Annotated in this window: 14 protein-coding genes and 2 pseudogenes; 2 read left to right on the top strand and 14 right to left on the bottom strand. The window is 58.8% G+C overall.

The window, feature by feature from the left end:
* Positions 1-195: 195 nt before the first annotated feature.
* From WIX41_RS07905 to WIX41_RS07930, 6 genes are all read right to left on the bottom strand, one after another.
* Positions 196-729 carry a hypothetical protein gene (locus WIX41_RS07905; RefSeq protein ID WP_339446537.1) on the bottom strand — a complete coding sequence of 178 codons (534 nt, stop codon included), beginning with the start codon at positions 727-729 and terminating at the stop codon, positions 196-198.
* Positions 730-1,258: 529 nt separating this feature from the next.
* The gene (locus WIX41_RS07910) at positions 1,259-1,480 is read right to left on the bottom strand and encodes a hypothetical protein (RefSeq protein ID WP_339446538.1); all 222 of its coding nucleotides are present in this window, start codon (positions 1,478-1,480) and stop codon (positions 1,259-1,261) included.
* Positions 1,477-1,650: a hypothetical protein gene (locus WIX41_RS07915; protein ID WP_339446539.1), complete on the bottom strand. Its 174-nt coding sequence runs from the start codon at positions 1,648-1,650 to the stop codon at positions 1,477-1,479. The genes WIX41_RS07910 and WIX41_RS07915 overlap by 4 nt, the downstream gene beginning before the upstream one ends.
* Positions 1,651-2,427: 777 nt before the next feature.
* Positions 2,428-3,393 carry an RNase A-like domain-containing protein gene (locus WIX41_RS07920; RefSeq protein WP_339446540.1) on the bottom strand — a complete coding sequence of 322 codons (966 nt, stop codon included), beginning with the start codon at positions 3,391-3,393 and terminating at the stop codon, positions 2,428-2,430.
* Positions 3,383-3,928 carry a hypothetical protein gene (locus tag WIX41_RS07925; protein WP_339446541.1) on the bottom strand — a complete coding sequence of 182 codons (546 nt, stop codon included), beginning with the start codon at positions 3,926-3,928 and terminating at the stop codon, positions 3,383-3,385. Before WIX41_RS07925 ends, WIX41_RS07920 begins: the two co-directional genes overlap by 11 nt.
* 924 nt (positions 3,929-4,852) lie before the next feature.
* Positions 4,853-5,830, bottom strand: a complete 978-nt coding sequence (locus tag WIX41_RS07930; RefSeq protein WP_339446542.1) for an RHS repeat domain-containing protein — start codon at positions 5,828-5,830, stop codon at positions 4,853-4,855.
* Here WIX41_RS07930 and WIX41_RS07935 point away from each other — a divergent pair.
* Positions 5,793-6,395: a helix-turn-helix domain-containing protein gene (locus WIX41_RS07935; protein WP_339446543.1), complete on the top strand. Its 603-nt coding sequence runs from the start codon at positions 5,793-5,795 to the stop codon at positions 6,393-6,395. The two genes, WIX41_RS07930 and WIX41_RS07935, sit on opposite strands and share 38 nt — an antisense overlap.
* Positions 6,396-6,406: 11 nt before the next feature.
* Positions 6,407-6,982, top strand: a complete 576-nt coding sequence (locus WIX41_RS07940) for a DUF6037 family protein (RefSeq protein WP_339446544.1) — start codon at positions 6,407-6,409, stop codon at positions 6,980-6,982.
* A 21-nt stretch (positions 6,983-7,003) separates the two neighbouring features.
* On the opposite strand, the gene WIX41_RS07945 is transcribed toward WIX41_RS07940, so the two are convergent.
* From WIX41_RS07945 to WIX41_RS07980, 8 genes and pseudogenes are all read right to left on the bottom strand, one after another.
* A complete protein-coding gene (locus tag WIX41_RS07945; protein WP_339446545.1) occupies positions 7,004-7,447 on the bottom strand; it encodes a DUF4265 domain-containing protein in 444 nt (147 codons plus the stop codon).
* Positions 7,444-7,551: pseudogene (locus WIX41_RS07950) on the bottom strand (HNH endonuclease); the annotation flags it as partial. The pseudogene WIX41_RS07950 and the gene WIX41_RS07945, both read right to left, overlap by 4 nt.
* A gap of 32 nt (positions 7,552-7,583) precedes the next feature.
* Positions 7,584-7,706, bottom strand: a pseudogene (locus WIX41_RS07955) (IS30 family transposase); the annotation flags it as partial.
* A gap of 679 nt (positions 7,707-8,385) precedes the next feature.
* Complete coding sequence (locus tag WIX41_RS07960) at positions 8,386-8,700, bottom strand: immunity 53 family protein (protein ID WP_339446546.1); 315 nt, start codon at positions 8,698-8,700, stop codon at positions 8,386-8,388.
* Between the two features lie 8 nt (positions 8,701-8,708).
* Positions 8,709-9,614 carry an RHS repeat-associated core domain-containing protein gene (locus WIX41_RS07965; RefSeq protein ID WP_339446547.1) on the bottom strand — a complete coding sequence of 302 codons (906 nt, stop codon included), beginning with the start codon at positions 9,612-9,614 and terminating at the stop codon, positions 8,709-8,711.
* Between the two features lie 470 nt (positions 9,615-10,084).
* The gene (locus WIX41_RS07970) at positions 10,085-10,534 is read right to left on the bottom strand and encodes a hypothetical protein (RefSeq protein ID WP_339446548.1); all 450 of its coding nucleotides are present in this window, start codon (positions 10,532-10,534) and stop codon (positions 10,085-10,087) included.
* Positions 10,534-11,424 (bottom strand): RHS repeat domain-containing protein, encoded by an 891-nt coding sequence (locus tag WIX41_RS07975; protein WP_339446549.1) that lies wholly within the window; start codon positions 11,422-11,424, stop codon positions 10,534-10,536. The genes WIX41_RS07970 and WIX41_RS07975 overlap by 1 nt, the downstream gene beginning before the upstream one ends.
* Positions 11,414-16,672: a hypothetical protein gene (locus WIX41_RS07980; RefSeq protein WP_339446550.1), complete on the bottom strand. Its 5,259-nt coding sequence runs from the start codon at positions 16,670-16,672 to the stop codon at positions 11,414-11,416. Before WIX41_RS07980 ends, WIX41_RS07975 begins: the two co-directional genes overlap by 11 nt.
* Positions 16,673-17,041: the final 369 nt, after the last annotated feature.

Consider the following 17,041-nt stretch of genomic DNA (forward strand, 5'->3'; position numbering starts at 1 on the left):
TCGGTCAGCTCGTAGGTGTCCCTATCCGATGGCCGGCAGACCGAAACCAGGTGTTCGAGGTGATCTGCGACGCGGGCCGGCGGCATGGTCACCGCCATGGCGGTTGGTTTGGGGTAGCTGCCGGTTGCTGGCGGCTCATGCGAATTTGCTCATTGCAGAATTGCCTGGCGAATCATGTGTAGTAGGCGCGAATACTCATATTTCTTCCTTGAACTCAACCCTCCTATACCGGTCAAGCGGGAACTGTAAATCCAGATCACCAACGTGCCCCGGGAGGAGGATGGAAAAGCTTCCAGGGATTTCGCCAGCAATGAACGCAAGTTCACGGCTCGCCGATTCAGACAGCACGATGCCAGCCTCGATCACCACTCCGCCATCTTCGACGATCAACAACGATACTTGCTTGACTACAAAATCCTTCAAAGGATACGTTGAGAGCTTCTTATCGATGGATGGGGGGGCGTTGCAAACCTTTATGTTTAGCGTTCCAAAGTCTACCCAGTTGCCGACCTCTGTCGTTGAGCTTGTGAACTCAAGGCACCTTCCAGACGCCAGTAGTGTTCGAGCAAACCAAGTACGATCGAGTGAATGTGACTCGACAATGGATACAGACACTACCGAATTCCCGCGCAATGCATCCGGCAGAAGCTTTCGCTCTGCACCTTCAATCTGGATCGGAAGAAGCACCCTGGACCCGCTGATGGTTTTACTTATAGTGTAGGGTTTCATGCGGCTTATCTCCATTTGCTGGGATATCAATGTTCTTGCCACCCGACTTGTTCTCGGTCCGCCCAAAAACACCGTTGGAACCGATCGCTGCGCCTGGCGGCGCAGCATCACCGATGGTAGACGGCCGGGTATCCCCCGCAAGTGTTTTAAGATCGGCATCATAGTCTCCCACCCCACCATGCTCGGGCGAGAGGTTACCACTCACATGGCGCCCGCCTGACTTATTCGGACCCGCTAACGGACTGGACTGGTCCCCCACCAGCCCAGAGGGCAATCCAAGTGCGGTTGGCTTGTTGGAACCGGAGATCGATCCATCGCCCTAAAGTGCGGGCAGCTTAGGTGACGACTCGGATTTCTGGAACATCCCCTACGCTGCTTCGGGCCAAGCGTTCGCGACATGTGCAAGCGCACGAACCAGAGTTCGTGCTGGACGCACATCGCAGCCAGAGAGAAGGCGTTCTTCGCGCCGCCGGCAAAGCACCAGAAGTGACAAGGCCCGCAATGCGGGCCTTGTGCTTCATGATGCGGCCTAGCTGCCGTCTCCTTTATTTCGACCCCTTATTCCTCGAATCAGATAGGGGATGTACGCGATTTCAAAAGCCAAAAGAACAACCGCAGTCCACGCAATAAACGATATGCGCACGCCACCATAGATCACAAATATCAAGAGGTAGCTGCCAGCAGCAAAAGCGAATGCCTTCAAAAAATATATCGCTGCGTCCCGCAGCCATTGTTTGGCAAGAAGGCTCATGGATTCTCCTTCTTCTTATCTACCAATGGTTTTAGATCAGGAGACGCACTTACGGCGGCGCCAGTTGCATTCGCAGCAGTTTGTGCCGGATTTGAATACTTGAATCCCGGCGTCGCTTCTTTAATCCCACCAAGCAAATTTCCGGTCGCCACCCTTTGAGTTTGCGACATACTCTCAATCCCCGTCACAATGTCGCTTATACCACCTCTGAAGCAATGAAACTGCGGCCTCCATAGATCTTCTCATTTGCGAGTAGGCGGCTCTTCATGCAAAGCCGATCGTACCCCTTCTAAACGGCATCTTTCACATGAGGAGTCGGCGCGGTAGTTCCGTCGGGATTGGCACGGGGCGCCCCATCCCCGGAACGTCTTTCACTACCCACCGATTTAAAGAACCCCAAAAACAACAAGTAGCATCAGGGAAACAAGCCAGGCGTAGTGCCCCCCCCCTAAAGAGCAACTTGGAGAACCACGGTAGATCGCGCCCTGCCTCTCCAAAAACCAAACGCAGAACTCCGCGAATGCAACGAAACCACCAATCACCCCGGACTATTTCAACACGAGCCAACAGGCCGGGATATTGCGCCTACAGTCCCATCAACGCCCGATGCGCAAGCAGGCCATTGATACGCAGGTACGGGAACAGGAGATCAATGAGCCGCTTGTACGATCCTAAGGAGCTCCCTGAGGAACTTATCGATCTGCGATACCGTAGGCCACCAATCTGACCCTGAGGAGAGCCAAGCACCCATCTTCTCATCACGACTCATCGACGAGTCAATCAAGTAAACGAGATAACATTCAATCTGCTCTCTCTCTCCAGAGCTAAGCGACTGAAGGAAGGCATTGACGCCAGATTCAAAATCTCCATGAATTAGAATAAAATCCTGATGAAAACACTCTCCGATGATCTGCCAGGACTTTGGCGCCTTCATTAATTCACCTTTCTCACCTTGTAGGAAAAGCAGTTAGAACATCGTAACCGGCCGGAGAGGTATCATTGTACTTCAGAACGACCCTGACACCGAATCCTGTCGCAAACTGCACTGGCCCAGGAGTACGGTAGGACACCTTTCCGTTCCTGTAGGCCACTCTACCTGTCGGCGATGAAAAACTTCGATCAAGCACCAGGGGACGCATCCTCGCAAATGGCGAAGACGTCCAGTTATCAATCTTTGCACGATCCCTTGATATCACGGACGACACAAGAGAGTTTGCCGACTCAACCGAACTAAATGAGCTTTGAAATCCCTTGTATATATTCAGACCAGCGACAGAAATACTATCGTTAAGTTTTCGCCGTAGATATTCATCTGACTTTCCCACGTGCTCACTAATCGCGTGCCCCCTAGCCCCCCCTCCTTCATGTATACGCAGGTCAAGGCGGCCATTTCCATTGGAGCCGGATCCTGAGCCCGCGCTTTGCAATGGAAAAATTCCTTGCTGCTGCAGCCTCTGAACTGTATCGCTACAGCTCACGCTGGCGTTGCAGGCCAGCCTCCCATCAGGATCGATGAACTTGTACGGATTGCCATTTGCATACCGATATCTATTGAACTGATCAATAGGCTCCTGGTCGGCGGTTACAGGATCCACCGACAGGAACACCCCCAACTGCGGATCCATGTACCGCTGCTGCATGTAGCTCAGCCCGGTAGCCGAGTCGCTTACATGTCCCGTATAGGCAGGCCCATCCTGGACCCCCGCTCCGACTGGAGCCCCATACGGCTCGTAGTCGAAGCGCTCGACTACATTGCCATTCTCATCCGTCTTTGCCACCACTGAGCCGAGCGCGTCGGTGTGAACGTATGTGACCGTCTGGGCAGCCGCCGGCCATGCGGCCAGCACAATGAACAGACAGATCAGCTGGGCAACCATGTTGCCCAGCTTTGGTTGGCGGCGCTTACAGTTCATCCCTGATCTCCAGTACCTGGGTCATTGGTGGTGTAGACCATGCCGAGCACCCGCCCGCATTGCAGGCGCGAACCTGATAGGTCGTGGCGCAGTAGGTCCCTCCGAACGCCGTCACTCTCACCTCCGGCCCGCTGTAGGCAATGTTGCTGCCATCGCGCAACAGCTCATAGGAGGTTGCTCCCCCAACGGCCGTCCATTGCGCATTGCAGGTCAGCCGAATGGGTGGGGTTGCGGTCTGAATCCGCTTGGTGCTCACCATTCGGGGCGTAGGCGGCGGAAGCGTGACCACGATGGAGGCTGTGTTCGAATAGCCACTGCACCCTGCCTGATTGCAGGCCTTCACGCGGTAAGCGTAAGTGCCGTTGCCGGCACCGGCGATGTTTCTCAGTGCTGAGCCGTCACGCTGGATCTCGCCCCAGGCGCTGCCGTTGACGCTCTGCTCAAGGCGGTACTCGGTTGCCAGGGCCACGGAGTTCCAGCGCACCGCGTAGCTGCCGGTGTTGCTGGACGCGGGGACGGTAATAGCAGTAGGCATAACTCGCCCCACTTTGACTTTGGCAGCTCTTCCTGCAGCGCCGGCCGCACACCCTTTTTGCCTGCCGCGCATGGTTCTCTCGCGAAAAGGTGACTGGCGATTACCCCACCGGCGCTCCAGGTATTCATGCCGTCATGAAGGCCGCAACAATGAAGACAGCAACAGTGACACCTAAAGAACGCGTATGTACACCATCTCGCGGCGAACTTGTCGCAGAGCCTGTAGCGGCGCCTTGCTTTCCATCCCCAGCACGACGGACAGATACGTTGACTGGCCACGCAGCCCTAGTGTTTCTGGACAGCCAAAAATTTCCCACAGCTCCGGGTATAGGCGAGGGAATCGCCTAGCGAACCGAAAAAACATGATTAGATAGCCGATAACAGATACAAATGCTGCTGAGAAAAATATCTGAATTATCACGGCAATTCTCCTAGCGTAACCCCAACCTCAAACACTTCCACACGCGCTGCCGCCCCCAGTCCGCCGTTGATGCTGAACTCGCATCTTGCTGGTGGCGTGTAGCGGAAGTTAGCACCCAAGACACCAAAACATCCTTAACACGTCCGCTCAACCAATATCCAATCACCGGAACGTCAATCTTTCACTATCCCCCGATTCTGAGAACCCCAAAAACGACAAGTAGCATCAGGGAAACAAGCCAAGCATAGTGAAACCCGATACCCTTGAATAGCAGCCTTGAAAACCACGGCAGATCACGTCCTGCCTCCCCAAAACCCAAGCGAAAGACACCGCGTATGCAACGGAACCACCAATCCACCCTGACTATTCCAACACGAGAGAGCAGCCCGGGTGATTGCACCTTTAGCCTCACCAACGCCCGATGAGCGAGCAGACTATTGATAATTGCAAGCAACGCAAGCAGGCCGAATAGGACTTGATGCTCAGCAAGAAAATGCTCAAAAGTCATTTGTCCGGAACCAAAGTGTCATCAAACATGAAGGAAATCCCGGTATAGGCGCCGATTGACGGGCTGGCCGTAGCGGTCGCATCCAAGCCGGTACCAGGGTCATAGGTCACTGATACTCCCATAGCAGCAACCTTGAAGTTGGCCACTATATCTACCGGGGAATCTTTGCCGCCCCAATTATAACCCGCCTTTACCACATCCAAGCTAGGCAAACCTGTGATACCACTGCCAGGTCCGCCGTGTGCACCAACCCCAATCATCACTATCCCAAGCGCATCCTTCTTCGTCTTCCAGTCGCGGGTGTACCTCATGCCCGCCCCATAGGCTGCTACGGCCTCCGTTTCGAAGTTCGGCTTCAAGAGATTCCGATATCCACCGAGATTGGCCCCTGCTTGGGCCTTACTCGACCGACCAGCTTGAACGGACAAAGTCGATCGATTAGGAGAGCCACTTTCCGCCCGTGCTCCTATGTCTAGCGGGCTTCGGACCGAAGTTGCCAACATTGCACTTGCCACACCACCGCCTCCACAAATGTTGGACCCAGTAACTTTCGCACATCGACCATCCGGATCCGTGAACTTGTACGGATTGTTTGTAGCGTACTTGTATCGATTGAAGAAGACGACTGGGTCACTCGCTGCTCCTATTGGATCCACCGACAGAAACACCCCCAACTGCGGATCCATATACCGCTGCTGCATGTAGCTCAGCCCGGTGGCCGAGTCGCTCACGTGCCCGGTGTAGCCTGGCCCGTCATTGACCTGCGCCCCCACTGGAGCGCCGTACGGCTCGTAGTCATAGCGCGCGACCACGTTGCCATTCTCATCCGTCTTTGCCACCACTGAGCCGAGCGCGTCGGTGTGAACGTATGTGACCGTCTGGGCAGCCGCCGGCCATGCGGCCAGCACAATGAACAGACAGATCAGCTGGGCAACCATGTTGCCCAGCTTTGGTTGGCGGCGCTTACAGTTCATCCCTGATCTCCAGTACCTGGGTCATTGGTGCTGTAGACCATGCCGAGCACCCGCCCGCATTGCAGGCGCGAACCTGATAGGTCGTGGCGCAGTAGGTCCCTCCGAACGCCGTCACTCTCACCTCTGGCCCGCTGTAGGCAATGTTGCTGCCATCGCGCAACAGCTCATAGGAGGTTGCTCCCCCAACGGCCGTCCATTGCGCATTGCAGGTCAGTCGAATGGGCGGGTTTGCGGTCTGGATCCCCTTGGTGCTCACCATGCTGGGTGTAGCCGGTGGAAGGGCATCACCCAGGTGCAACTGGCCGAGACGCTGGGCGTATCGCAGCAGACCATCACCGCCTATGAAGTCGGCCGGCGGCGCATCCAGGTCTCGGCGTTGCCGGTGATCGCGCAGGCACTCGGCGTGACCGTCGAAGCCCTCGTCGCCGAGACGCCCAAGCCCGCCAAGCGCGGCCCCGCGCCGAAGTTGCAGCAGCAGCTAGAGCGCATCAGCCAGTTACCCAAGGCCCGGCAGCGCTTTGTGATGGAGATGCGCGATACTGTCCTGCAACAGCAGGGCGGCTAAGGGAGACCCGCATGCGCATGGACGGGCTGGCGCGACTGCACGCCAGCATGCAGGCTATTGGCCTCACCCGCGCCAAGTTCCGGGTGCGCCACAACCATCTGACCTTCGCCGGCCTGTTCCTGGCCGACGTAACGCCCTACGAACTGGCGCTGGCCTGCCTGGGGCACGATTTCGTGTTGATCTTCGACGTGACCCGCGACTACGAGGTCAGCGCGTACCTGGGCGAGCAGTACGGGGCGCTGGCGGCGGCGCTGGGCACCGGGGCCGGCAGCGGCAACCCGCTGCGCTCCAGCGACTTCCTGCGCGAGATCGACGACGCCCTGCCGCGTACCGTCGGCCCCGGCGACCGGCCTACCACTGCCGACGTGGTGCACGTCTATCGCGACATGGAAGAGGCCGACAAGATGCACCTGTGCGGCTGGCGCGACAACACCGTGCGCAAGGAGCGTGTGTCCGCCACCAACCTGGCCAAGACCCGCCGCCTGCTCGGCCAGGACGCCTACGACCTGTGCCGGCGACGCAATCTCAGTACCTGTTGGACCGACGATCCCGGCCGCGCCATCGCGTACACCTTGCCGGCGCTGTAACCCGCGCACCGACGATGGGTTTCAACCCTGCCTAAGAATCGGTTCCTCGAAGTCAGTTCGGCCCGCATCCGTCTCCGCTTGGAGATAGGCCTGAACGTTCGTCAGGTTGACGCTAATGGGGATGCTGACCGCCATGAGGTTGTGTTCCCGCAAATACTCGGTTGAGCACCCCATGGCGACAAGCCGTTCGCTGACCGTTTCAACGCATTCCCGATCAAAGAACACCACTCTCAGAAGAGAGTTCTGTGAGCGAGATACCAAGCCATCGAACCAACGATGTCCGTCCTTTTCTCGTACTCGCACGGTATCTCCAATCGTCGCGTCACGAACAAAGAATGGAACGTTGTCGATCACGTATTCATCAGGCTTCGCGCTCGGCTCAGCCCATAAAGACTCCACCGCAACAGGCGGATGGCCGTCCTCATCCTGTTCTAAATGGAAGTGGACCTTTACCGGAGAAGTCACAACTTATCTCCCTTTTGAAGATTGCACTCGCGGCAGAGAACTTGTCCATTGTCAGGCGATCCATTCCCGCCCTTGGACTGCGGAACAACGTGATCGACATGCGTTTCGTTCTTGGGCGGCGTTACGGTTGAGCTGAGCGCTTCATCAGCTCTGGATTACATGTCATCTCGGTGCCGCGATCGCAGGTCAAGCCACCCAGAAGGAATTGAGGAAGCTTCTTTATCTGCCGCGTGAAGCGTTTCAGTGCGTCCTGGGCGGTGGCCATCCACCGCCCAAACACAAAATTTCGGACACTCTCGGATTCAGGGCGTACTGTTCAGAACATCCTTAACGCAGATATGTTCAGAGGATCCTCAACCATCTCTTTCATCATGTGGGATTGAGGATTCTTCGTAGTCCAACACGCCTCGCCCTGCATACCAATTCAGCAAATCAACGACCGACCGATAATCCACGTGCGGCGGCACATCGATCGAAAAAACGTTAATACATTACTTAGCTCAGTAGAGCATCCAAGCTCTTCAACTTCATTCCTGACCTGGAAGACCAATTCGTCCACGTATGCAATTACACGGATCGTCGAGTGTCATCCCGGAATCTGCACATCATCAGATATCAATTCGCCGTTGATTTCATATGCGGACCGACATCGCCACAACTGACAAATCGGGCGTAGAACGGAACGTTATCGATGAGGTACCCATCAGGTTGGGGGAAAGCCCACAAACCCTCCCGCTCAACCGGCGGGTACCCATCTCGCTGGAGCAGGTTGAACACAATCTTTACGTGCCCAACTTTAGTCATGGCATTCGATCTTTGGGTGGGACCCAGTCTATTTTATTACTTTTGTCAATGTTACAGGAGCTACACAAAACCTGTCCATTCGAAGGTGATCCATCTCCTCCTTTTGACTAGGGATACGTTTTCCGGGGGCAAGGTCAGTCTTGGATACGCTCACTGCCGCGATCGCCAGAAAAGTCCAGAAATTGAAGAATCATCTCTTCCAAGTTGAATACTCCCCCGCAAGCAATATAGCGCTGCCCTGAAACCTCGAACTGGATCCAGTCGTCCTCTGAGCGATCAACGCGACTCCTGGGCAGAGAAGAGTCACTGAACTCCGTATCAGCCAGGTCCACTGTCAAGATCCACCCCGGATTGTCCAGCGTGTCGATCTTGACACCATAGGAGTGCTCCCAATCTCCGTCACAATGTCGCACATACCATTTCTGCAGCAATGAAATCGCAGTTTCCATAAATTCTCTCACTTTAGTTTAGGCAGGTCTTCTGGCAGCGCCGGGCGGACACCTTTCTGGCCTGCGTCTTTCACGTGAGGAGTAGCAACGGCAGATCCATCCGGATTGACATGCGCCTTCCCAGTTACGTCAACCCGCTTCACCTCTTGGAATCCCGTGGGATTATTCGAGTTTAGTTCATATGTTGCAGTATTGCTGATGTTGCCATCCTCACCACGTTTGAAAGTGGAGTGTGCGCCCGATGCATTGGGATCCGGCCGCAGCTTGTTCGCGTTTCGTCCAGATCGAGCGGCATCGACCGCAGTCCCTGTTGCGCGAGCCGCTTTGATACCAGCGCCAGCTCCTCCCGGAACAAAAGGCACTGCCGCCGCAGTGGTATCGATCGCGACGCCAATTGAGTCAACGACTCCAGCACCAACATTTCCTTGACTGAAGTTTGAGTAGGCACTATTAGCGCCCATCGCGATGTTCGCCACGTCCCAAACGGTCTCGACAAGGCGACCATCTGGATCCGTGTACCTGTAGGGATTCCCATTCGCATACCGATACCGATTGAACTGATCAATCGGTTTCTGATAAGCCGTCACCGGGTCCACCGACAGGAACACCCCCAACTCCGGATCCATGTACCGCTGCTGCATGTAGCTCAGCCCGGTAGCGGAGTCGCTTACATGTCCTGTATACGCAGGCCCATCCTGGATCCCCGCTCCGACTGGAGCACCATACGGCTCGTAGTCATAACGCTCGACCACATTGCCATTCGCATCCGTCGTGGCCTCCACCGAGCCCAGAGCATCGGTGTGAACGTAGGTGACCGTCTGGGCACCGGCCGGCCATGCCGCCAGCACAATGAGCAGGCAGACCAGGTGCGCCGCCACTTTCGCCAGCCCAGGGAATCGCTGCTTAGACGCCATCTCGGATCTCCAGAACCTGTGTCATGGGAGGGGTAGACCAGGGCGAGCATCCCCCGGCGTTGCAGGCGCGAACCTGATAGGTCGTAGCGCAGTAGGCCCCGCCGTACTGCGACACCCGGATGTCCGGGCCGGTGTAGGCAATATTGCTGCCATCGTGCGACAGCTCATGGGAGGTTGCTCCCCCAACGGCCGCCCATTGCGCATTGCAGGTCAGCCGAATGGGCGGGCTTGCGGCCTGGATCCGCTTGGTGCTGACCGTGCTGGGCGTAGGCGGCGGAAGCGAGACCTTGATGGATGCCGTGTTCGAGTAGGTGCCACTTGGAAGAGCCCATCATCTCTTCCATCTCATAATGGCTGGAGCCAATAACAGACGGCCAGCTGACGCTAAAGTTCGCGCGCGCGCGGGCGGGGTGCTGCACTTGGAAGCTGATTCCAAGCTGCCGGCCCACCGGAAACGTCTGAATAAGCTTCTATAGCAAAGGCTCGTAGGCAATGAGCATAGTCGCGACGATCCCGCCCTCGTCCTCCACTCTCCCTTCCTCCAGTATCTCTGCCGCTATCCAGGCAATTTCCTTTCCGGCTTCGTCCAGCCCGCCGCCGACGGAAGTGAGCGCCACCAGACCGACAAGCTCGGACTGCCGAAGTTCGCCGTGCTGGAATAGCCAGCGAACCAAGCTCATGTGGTGCTTCGGCCGATACCCCGATAGATAGTGATTCTTCGCTACCCAGACTGCTGCGCGGGTCAGCCTGTTCGGATCGGATGTAGCGAGGAAGGCATTGACGTCGCTTTCGATCGCGGCAGGAACTCGAATGTGGCCGGACCAATAGGCATCCATGGCATTGGGATCCAGCGATTTCGAAGAGCCCAAGAGCCCACTGACCAGCATGTCTGCAACAAAATCATAGTCATCACAATCCATTAGTAGCGCCCCCCTTTCACGGGTTCCGGAGGAAATTGACCAGGGCGATCCTTGGACCCAGGTTCCTGCCTCCCTTCTCCAATTGTGCTTTTCCCCGTCAGCTCATCCGAGAAACGCCGAACGCCGCCATTCTCGCCTTTATGGTCCGTATGGCTATGCACTACCTCACCTTCTTTGGAGGTAACGGTGTGGGTCGTTGAAACTAATCGCCCCTGCGGATCACGCTCCAACTCATGCTGAGAAGATGCCCCGTCCCCACCTGGCGACTTCCTCGTCTTTACATCATTGGTGAATGGGCCGTTGGGATCTGCGTCGGATGGGCTAGCACCTTCAGAGCCTCCTTCCTCGCTCTTCTGGAGAAGTCCTTTTACGATGGCGTCACCCATCTGCTTCCGAGATTCCGGGGTGGTAGTCGCGTAATAGGTCACGACAACTATCGGCACCATTACCAGAGGAGCTAGGGCACTTGCACTTCGTCCATCAGGGTCGGTGAACCTGTAGGGATTCCCATTCGCATACCGGTACCGGTTGAACTGCTCAACCGGTTTCTGGTATGCCGTCACCGGATCGACGGACAGGAACACCCCCAGCTCCGGATCCATATAGCGCTGCTGCATGTAGCTCAGCCCGGTGGCCGAATCGCTCACATGCCCGGTGTATGCAGGTCCATCAGCGACCGCCGCTCCGACTGGAGCGCCGTATGGCTCGTAGTCATAGCGCTCGACCACGTTGCCATTCGCATCCGTCTTGGCCACCACCGAGCCCAGAGCATCGGTGTGAACGTAGGTGACCGTCTGGGCACCGGCCGGCCATGCCGCCAGCACAATGAGCAGGCAGACCAGGTGCGCCGCCACTTTCGCCAGTCCAGGGAATCGCTGCTTAGACGCCATCTCGGATCTCCAGAACCTGTGTCATGGGAGGAGTAGACCAAGGCGAGCATCCCCCGGCATTGCAGGCGCGAACCTGATAGGTCGTGGCGCAGTAGCCCCCTCCGGACGCCGAGACCGTGGTCGCCGGGCCGGTGTAGGCAATATTGTTGCCATCGCGCAACAGCTCATAGGAGGCGGCTCCCGCAACGGCCGTCCATTGCGCATTGCAGGTCAGCCGAATGGGCGGGCTTGCGGTCTGGATCCGCTTGGTGCTCACCATTCGGGGCGTAGGCGGCGGAAGCGTGACCACGATGGAGGCTGTGTTCGAATAGCCACTGCACCCTGCCTGATTGCAGGCCTTCACGCGGTAAGCGTAAGTGCCGTTGCCGGCACCGGCGATGTTTCTCAGTGCTGAGCCGTCACGCTGGATCTCGCCCCAGGCGCTGCCGTTGACGCTCTGCTCCAGGCGGTACTCGGTTGCCAGGGCCACGGAGTTCCAACGCACTGTGTAGCTGCCGGTGTTGCTGGACGCGGGGACGGTAACGGCCGTTGCCTGCGGGGGTTGCAGCGATGCCACGCTTGCTATGTTGGAATAGACCCCGCTCCAGCCCGCATCGTTGCCGGCACGTACCCGATAACGGTAATTGCCTGTCGGCTTGCCCGAAATGGAGAGCCCGTTCGCGGCCAGCTCCCTGTAGGCCGTCCAGGCCGCGCTATTGATGCTCTCTTCGACGCTGTACTTGTTGGCGCCGGCCACCACCGTCCAGCTCAGGGCAAAGTTGCCGTTCAGTGCCACGCTCGGCGCCGAGAGCACGGGTGCGGTCGTGGGCGGCGAGAAGGCAACCACCGATACGGTGGACGAGAACGGCCCGCAACCGGCCGCATTGCATCCACGCGCCCGGTAGGCATAGCTGCCGGCCGGTCGCGCAGGGTACTGCATGGAGTTCGGCGTGGTGGTGGGGCTGACCACGGCCCAACTGGAAGAGCCGATCATCTCTTCCATCTCATAGCCGCTTGCACCCACAACAGACGACCAGCTGACCGTGTAGTTGCCATTGGGCGCCCGGGCGGGAGCCGTCATTGTCGGAACTCCCGAAGGCGGGAGCTGCACCACGGTGGATGCTACCGCGCTCCAGCCACTGCAGTTGGATGCCGCCATGCAGGCACGCGCCCGGTAGTTGTAGGTTGCGCCGGTCTTCCCGCTGGCTGACCAGCTCACGCCAGGGCCGGACTGGATATCCGTCCAGGCACCCGCGTTTACCTGCTCCTGCAGCCCGTAGCTGGTAGCGGCGGCCACTGCGTTCCAGCTCACCACGTAGCTGCCGGTATTGCTGAAGGCCGGCGCCTGCAGCACCGGGGCGACCGGCGCAACAATGGTTGCGACCTCAGCGACCAGGCTGCCGTTGAGGTGCACGTACTCGGTGTTCTTGCCCTTGCGCGCGTCATTCTGGCGCCGCAGCACGCCATCCTGGCCGTACAGCGAAAGGATGGTGGCACCTGTCGTATCGGTGGAGGCAATGCGGCGCCCGTGGGCGTCGTACCGGTAGGACTCAAGGCCGGTTGCAGCGCGCAGACGGTTGCCGTAGTCGAAATTGAAGGCCTGTCCGTTGCGGGTGCTCAGATTTCCCTGCACACCGTAGCTCAGACCAATGATGGTCGCGCCCGCGTCGCTCTGGACATTGGTCAGGCGGTTGCTGCTGTCGTACCAGTAGTTGTGCTCCTTGACCCCAAGCAGCTTTGCGCTGCGGAGATTGTCTAGCACGTCGTAGTTGTAGCGCATGGCGCCATCGCCGCCGAACGCAGCAGAGACCGTCTGGGTAAGGCGGTCCAGCCCGTCGTATTGCATGGAGCGATTCCGCGCAGCATTGAGCGCATCGTCGATCCGGGAAACGTTACCGGCCGCATCGTAGGCGTAGGTGTTATCAAGCACGGCGCCGTCAGCAACATGGGCCGGGAGCTGACGGGCGTTCTGCGCCATGGCATGCACGATGCCATTGCCGTAGGTGAACTGGCGCATGCCCCCGTTGGGGTAGTACGACACATTGCTGGCATAGCCCGCCGCCCGCGTGGGCTGACCGAGCGCATTGGGCGCATAGTCAACGCTCATGCCACTCGGATACACCACGCTGGCGAGCGCACCATTGGCGTCATAGCCGTAGCCGAGGGACCAGTTGAACACGCCGGCCTGCTCTGCAACTTCCCCGACCAGCAGTCGCCGGCGGTTGTAGGCATAGGTGTTGATGGCCTGGCTGGCGCCGGCATCGTTGTTTGTCACAACCTGCGAGGGCTTGCCATCATTGAAATAGCTCCACGCCTGGTTTCCGTTGCCATCGGGGAAGGCCAGCGTCTTGAGCCGGTTTCGAACATCGTAGGTGCGGCTCACCCGCCGCCCCGAGTCGAGCGCTGCCTGCGCATCGCAACTGGTTACGCTGGGCAAAGCGAGCCCTGAGGCTGTCCAGAGGATGTTGCCCGCGCCGTCATAGCCGGTGGCAGAGGACCCGGTTTCAGGTTCGATGGATTTGCACAGCTGCTGGTAGCCGTCGTAGACATAGCTGCGGGTTACGGAGAGTGCGCCATCGGCGTTGCGGCGCCGAATGGACGTGGGCTTTCCGAACACGTCGCGGGCAATATCGGTGAAGGCCCCTTCGGGGTGCTGGATCCAGACCGGGGCGTCGTATGCCGGCTGGTCAAAGACCTGATAACCGGTGACAGTCGCCTGGCCACGCGGGTTGGTCGTGCGGGTCTGCCCGCTCGGCAGGTACTGCGTGACCGTGCTCAGCAGGCCCAGCTCGCTGTCCTGGGAGACCGAGGTAGGTCGGCCCAGCGCGTCGTACTCACTCCAGGTGCCGACCGACAGCGCATCGGTGCTGCCCGGATACGACGCGAACGCCTGGCGGCCATCTTCGTCGTAGGCGAAGCGCTGGAAGCGCTGGGTCGCCCCCACGTTGGCCGCATCGTACTCCCGCGTGACAACGGGCCGCCAAAGGGCGTCAAAGTAGGTTTCCTTGCGAGCGTTTCCCGTCGCAACCACCTGCCGCCAATGACCGGGCCCGAGGCCATACTCGGTGGCGGGCACTTGGGCAAACCCCTGGGTGGTTACGTTCCAGGCAACGGAGTCGGCGGCTGGGTAGGTGATGCTGGCCACACGCCCCATCGCGTCATAGCCGTATTGGGTGGCGAAGCCGTTCTCGTCTGTGACGGCAGTGATCCAGCCGTTGTCGTCGACAGCGGCTGAGAGGACCTGGCCATCGGCCCAGGTGATCGACTGCGGATTGCCGCGCTTCCAGGCACCCAACGTGGTGGTGTTGCCATTGCCATCCTTGATGGTGGCCACGGTTCCATCGGCATGGTAGGTGAGCGTCTGTTGAAGGTTGCCGAACGACCAGGACTGCGACGGCATCGCATTGCCGTCATAAGAGGTCTGCGATACCACTGCGCCGGTGTCCGCGTTGGTCACCGCACTCACCTGCCCCAGCAGCCAGCGGGCTGGATCGTCGTGATACTGGGTCACATCGGTGCGCGAATGCCATGGACTTGCCCGCGTGACGCTGGTTGGCCGAGCGTAGGCATCGAAACCGTTGGTGGTGGCGCGGTACGTGACACCGTCCTGCGTTACCGTCGTGTTCACCATCGGCCGCACGTTCAGCATGCCGATATCATCGCCGCCGACCCGGAGACCGTAATGCGGGTAGAAGGGCTGGGCGGCTACCTGCGCATCCGTCATCAGTTCCGAACGGGTGGTCGAGAGCAGATTCCCGGCCGCGTCATAGGTTGTGGAACCCATCAGCTGCCCGTCATTCCATGCGTACAGGAATCCGTAGTCGTAAACGATCCTGGACCCGTCGGGCTGGTTTACAGTGTTCGCCTTGGTGGTCGGGCAGGTCTTGCAGGGATAGGCCACCGGCTGTCCAGCCCCCCACAGGGCCTGCGAACCGCGCGTGTACGAGTACGTCCAGAGCAGCGGCTGTGGAATTCCGGGGCCCGTGAGTTCTTTCGATACCAGTGACATGATGTCGAAGCGGTTCGGTGTCCTCAGTACGTAATAGAGTTCCTGCCCACTCATGTTGGCAACGCACTCGCTGCGCTGCACGCCCGCGCGATAGTGACGAAGGTTGGTGAAATTGAACCTGCCCTGCGCACCGGAGGGGTGCCGGGACACCACTTCATAACTTGCCAGCAGGGCATTGGGGCCCCCTGCACAGCTGGAGCTCGTTTCACCGTCCCAGAAGTCAAAACCAGGCTTGAGATTTCCCGCGTAGCTGTACTGCCACGCGCTGCCATCGGGCAACGTGACGGCGGACAGGTTGCCTGCCCCATCGTAGCCGTACGTCCAGCTTCGGCCAGTGATGGAAGCGCTGGCCAGTCGGTCGCCCTGATAGGCCAGGTCCAGCCGGCGGACTTCGCCGTTGCGGTCCTGGGCGACGATGGCGATCGGATTGCCTTGGCCGTTGTAGCTGTAGCTGAGTGTATTGCCGAAGCGATCCGTCACCTTCGTCGCCAGCAGGAACATGCGTGTGCGGTTGATCGTCACCGGTGGGTGTATGGGACCACGGCTCTGCCGCATGTTACCGGCAGGCCTGCCCACCGCGTAGTTGAACTCGAACCGACGTCCATCGGTGGTCTGCATGGCAAAGCCTTCGCCCGTCATGCCGCCCTGCATGTCGATGCAGCTGAAAGCATCACGCTCGCGACTTGTCCAACGATGCGGCACGCCGTCATTGGGCACCGGCACGCCAGGCTCGGCCAGCAGCATCGGGCGATCGCCCTCGCCCGGAATGTGGATGCTGACACCCTGGAAGATGTCGAAGATGCTGATCGCACCGCTGAACGATATCTGCGGCGACACGACCACCGAGCACCGTTTGTCGCTCAGCGCCGCGGTGGAATCCAGCCCCCTCCACAGCACGGCGCTGTCGAAGGTTGCCGTCATGTAGGGCACATCGATATCCCAGTTGCCCAGCCCCCTGAGCTTGGGGGCTGCAAGCGGTTCGCCTGGACCGATCGGGGTCAACTCCACCGACAATCGCCGGGTAAGGCGAACGGGCATGCCGGAGCCGGCCAGCTCGATGTCGGTAACGGAGAAGTCCGTAGCGCCGTTGTAGACGCTGACGCTGTCTCCCATCAACTCGCTCTTCAAGGCAGTCAGCGACTGCGCCGCCTCGATCCGCTTGCTGTACTCCTGGTAGGGCTCGGCAGCCCGGGATTCGGCGGCGAGCATGCAAAGGCCAGCGGCGAGCATGAACCATGTGAAACCACGCAATGCTTCCATTCCCTTTCCTTGTCAATTGCTGAATCAATCCGTCCAAACCCTTGAGCGGTGACAGCGGCCCTGACCGGGTCGCGGGCATACGCTCGCATTGCACCACCGCTGGATTTGTTTCCTGGAGCTGCAATTCCCCGGACTACCCCTTCTACGACCTGCCATGGCCTCATCGCAGGCCGGGCTACGGGACGCCCCTTGGAGCCGGGGAGCAGACCACCCGTTGTAGCGCGCACGCTTATCTTTTCACCCCTGAAAAAGCGATACGGCGATGTGCTGAATACATAGCACGGAAATTGGCCCGCTGGCATGGAAAGTGAAACTTCATGCCGAATGCGTCATTCGCAGTCATTTCTGGCATCAGAGCGCGCCGCAAAC

Origin of the sequence: Stenotrophomonas sp. AB1(2024), from assembly GCF_037482345.1 — a bacterium.
GTDB lineage: Bacteria > Pseudomonadota > Gammaproteobacteria > Xanthomonadales > Xanthomonadaceae > Stenotrophomonas.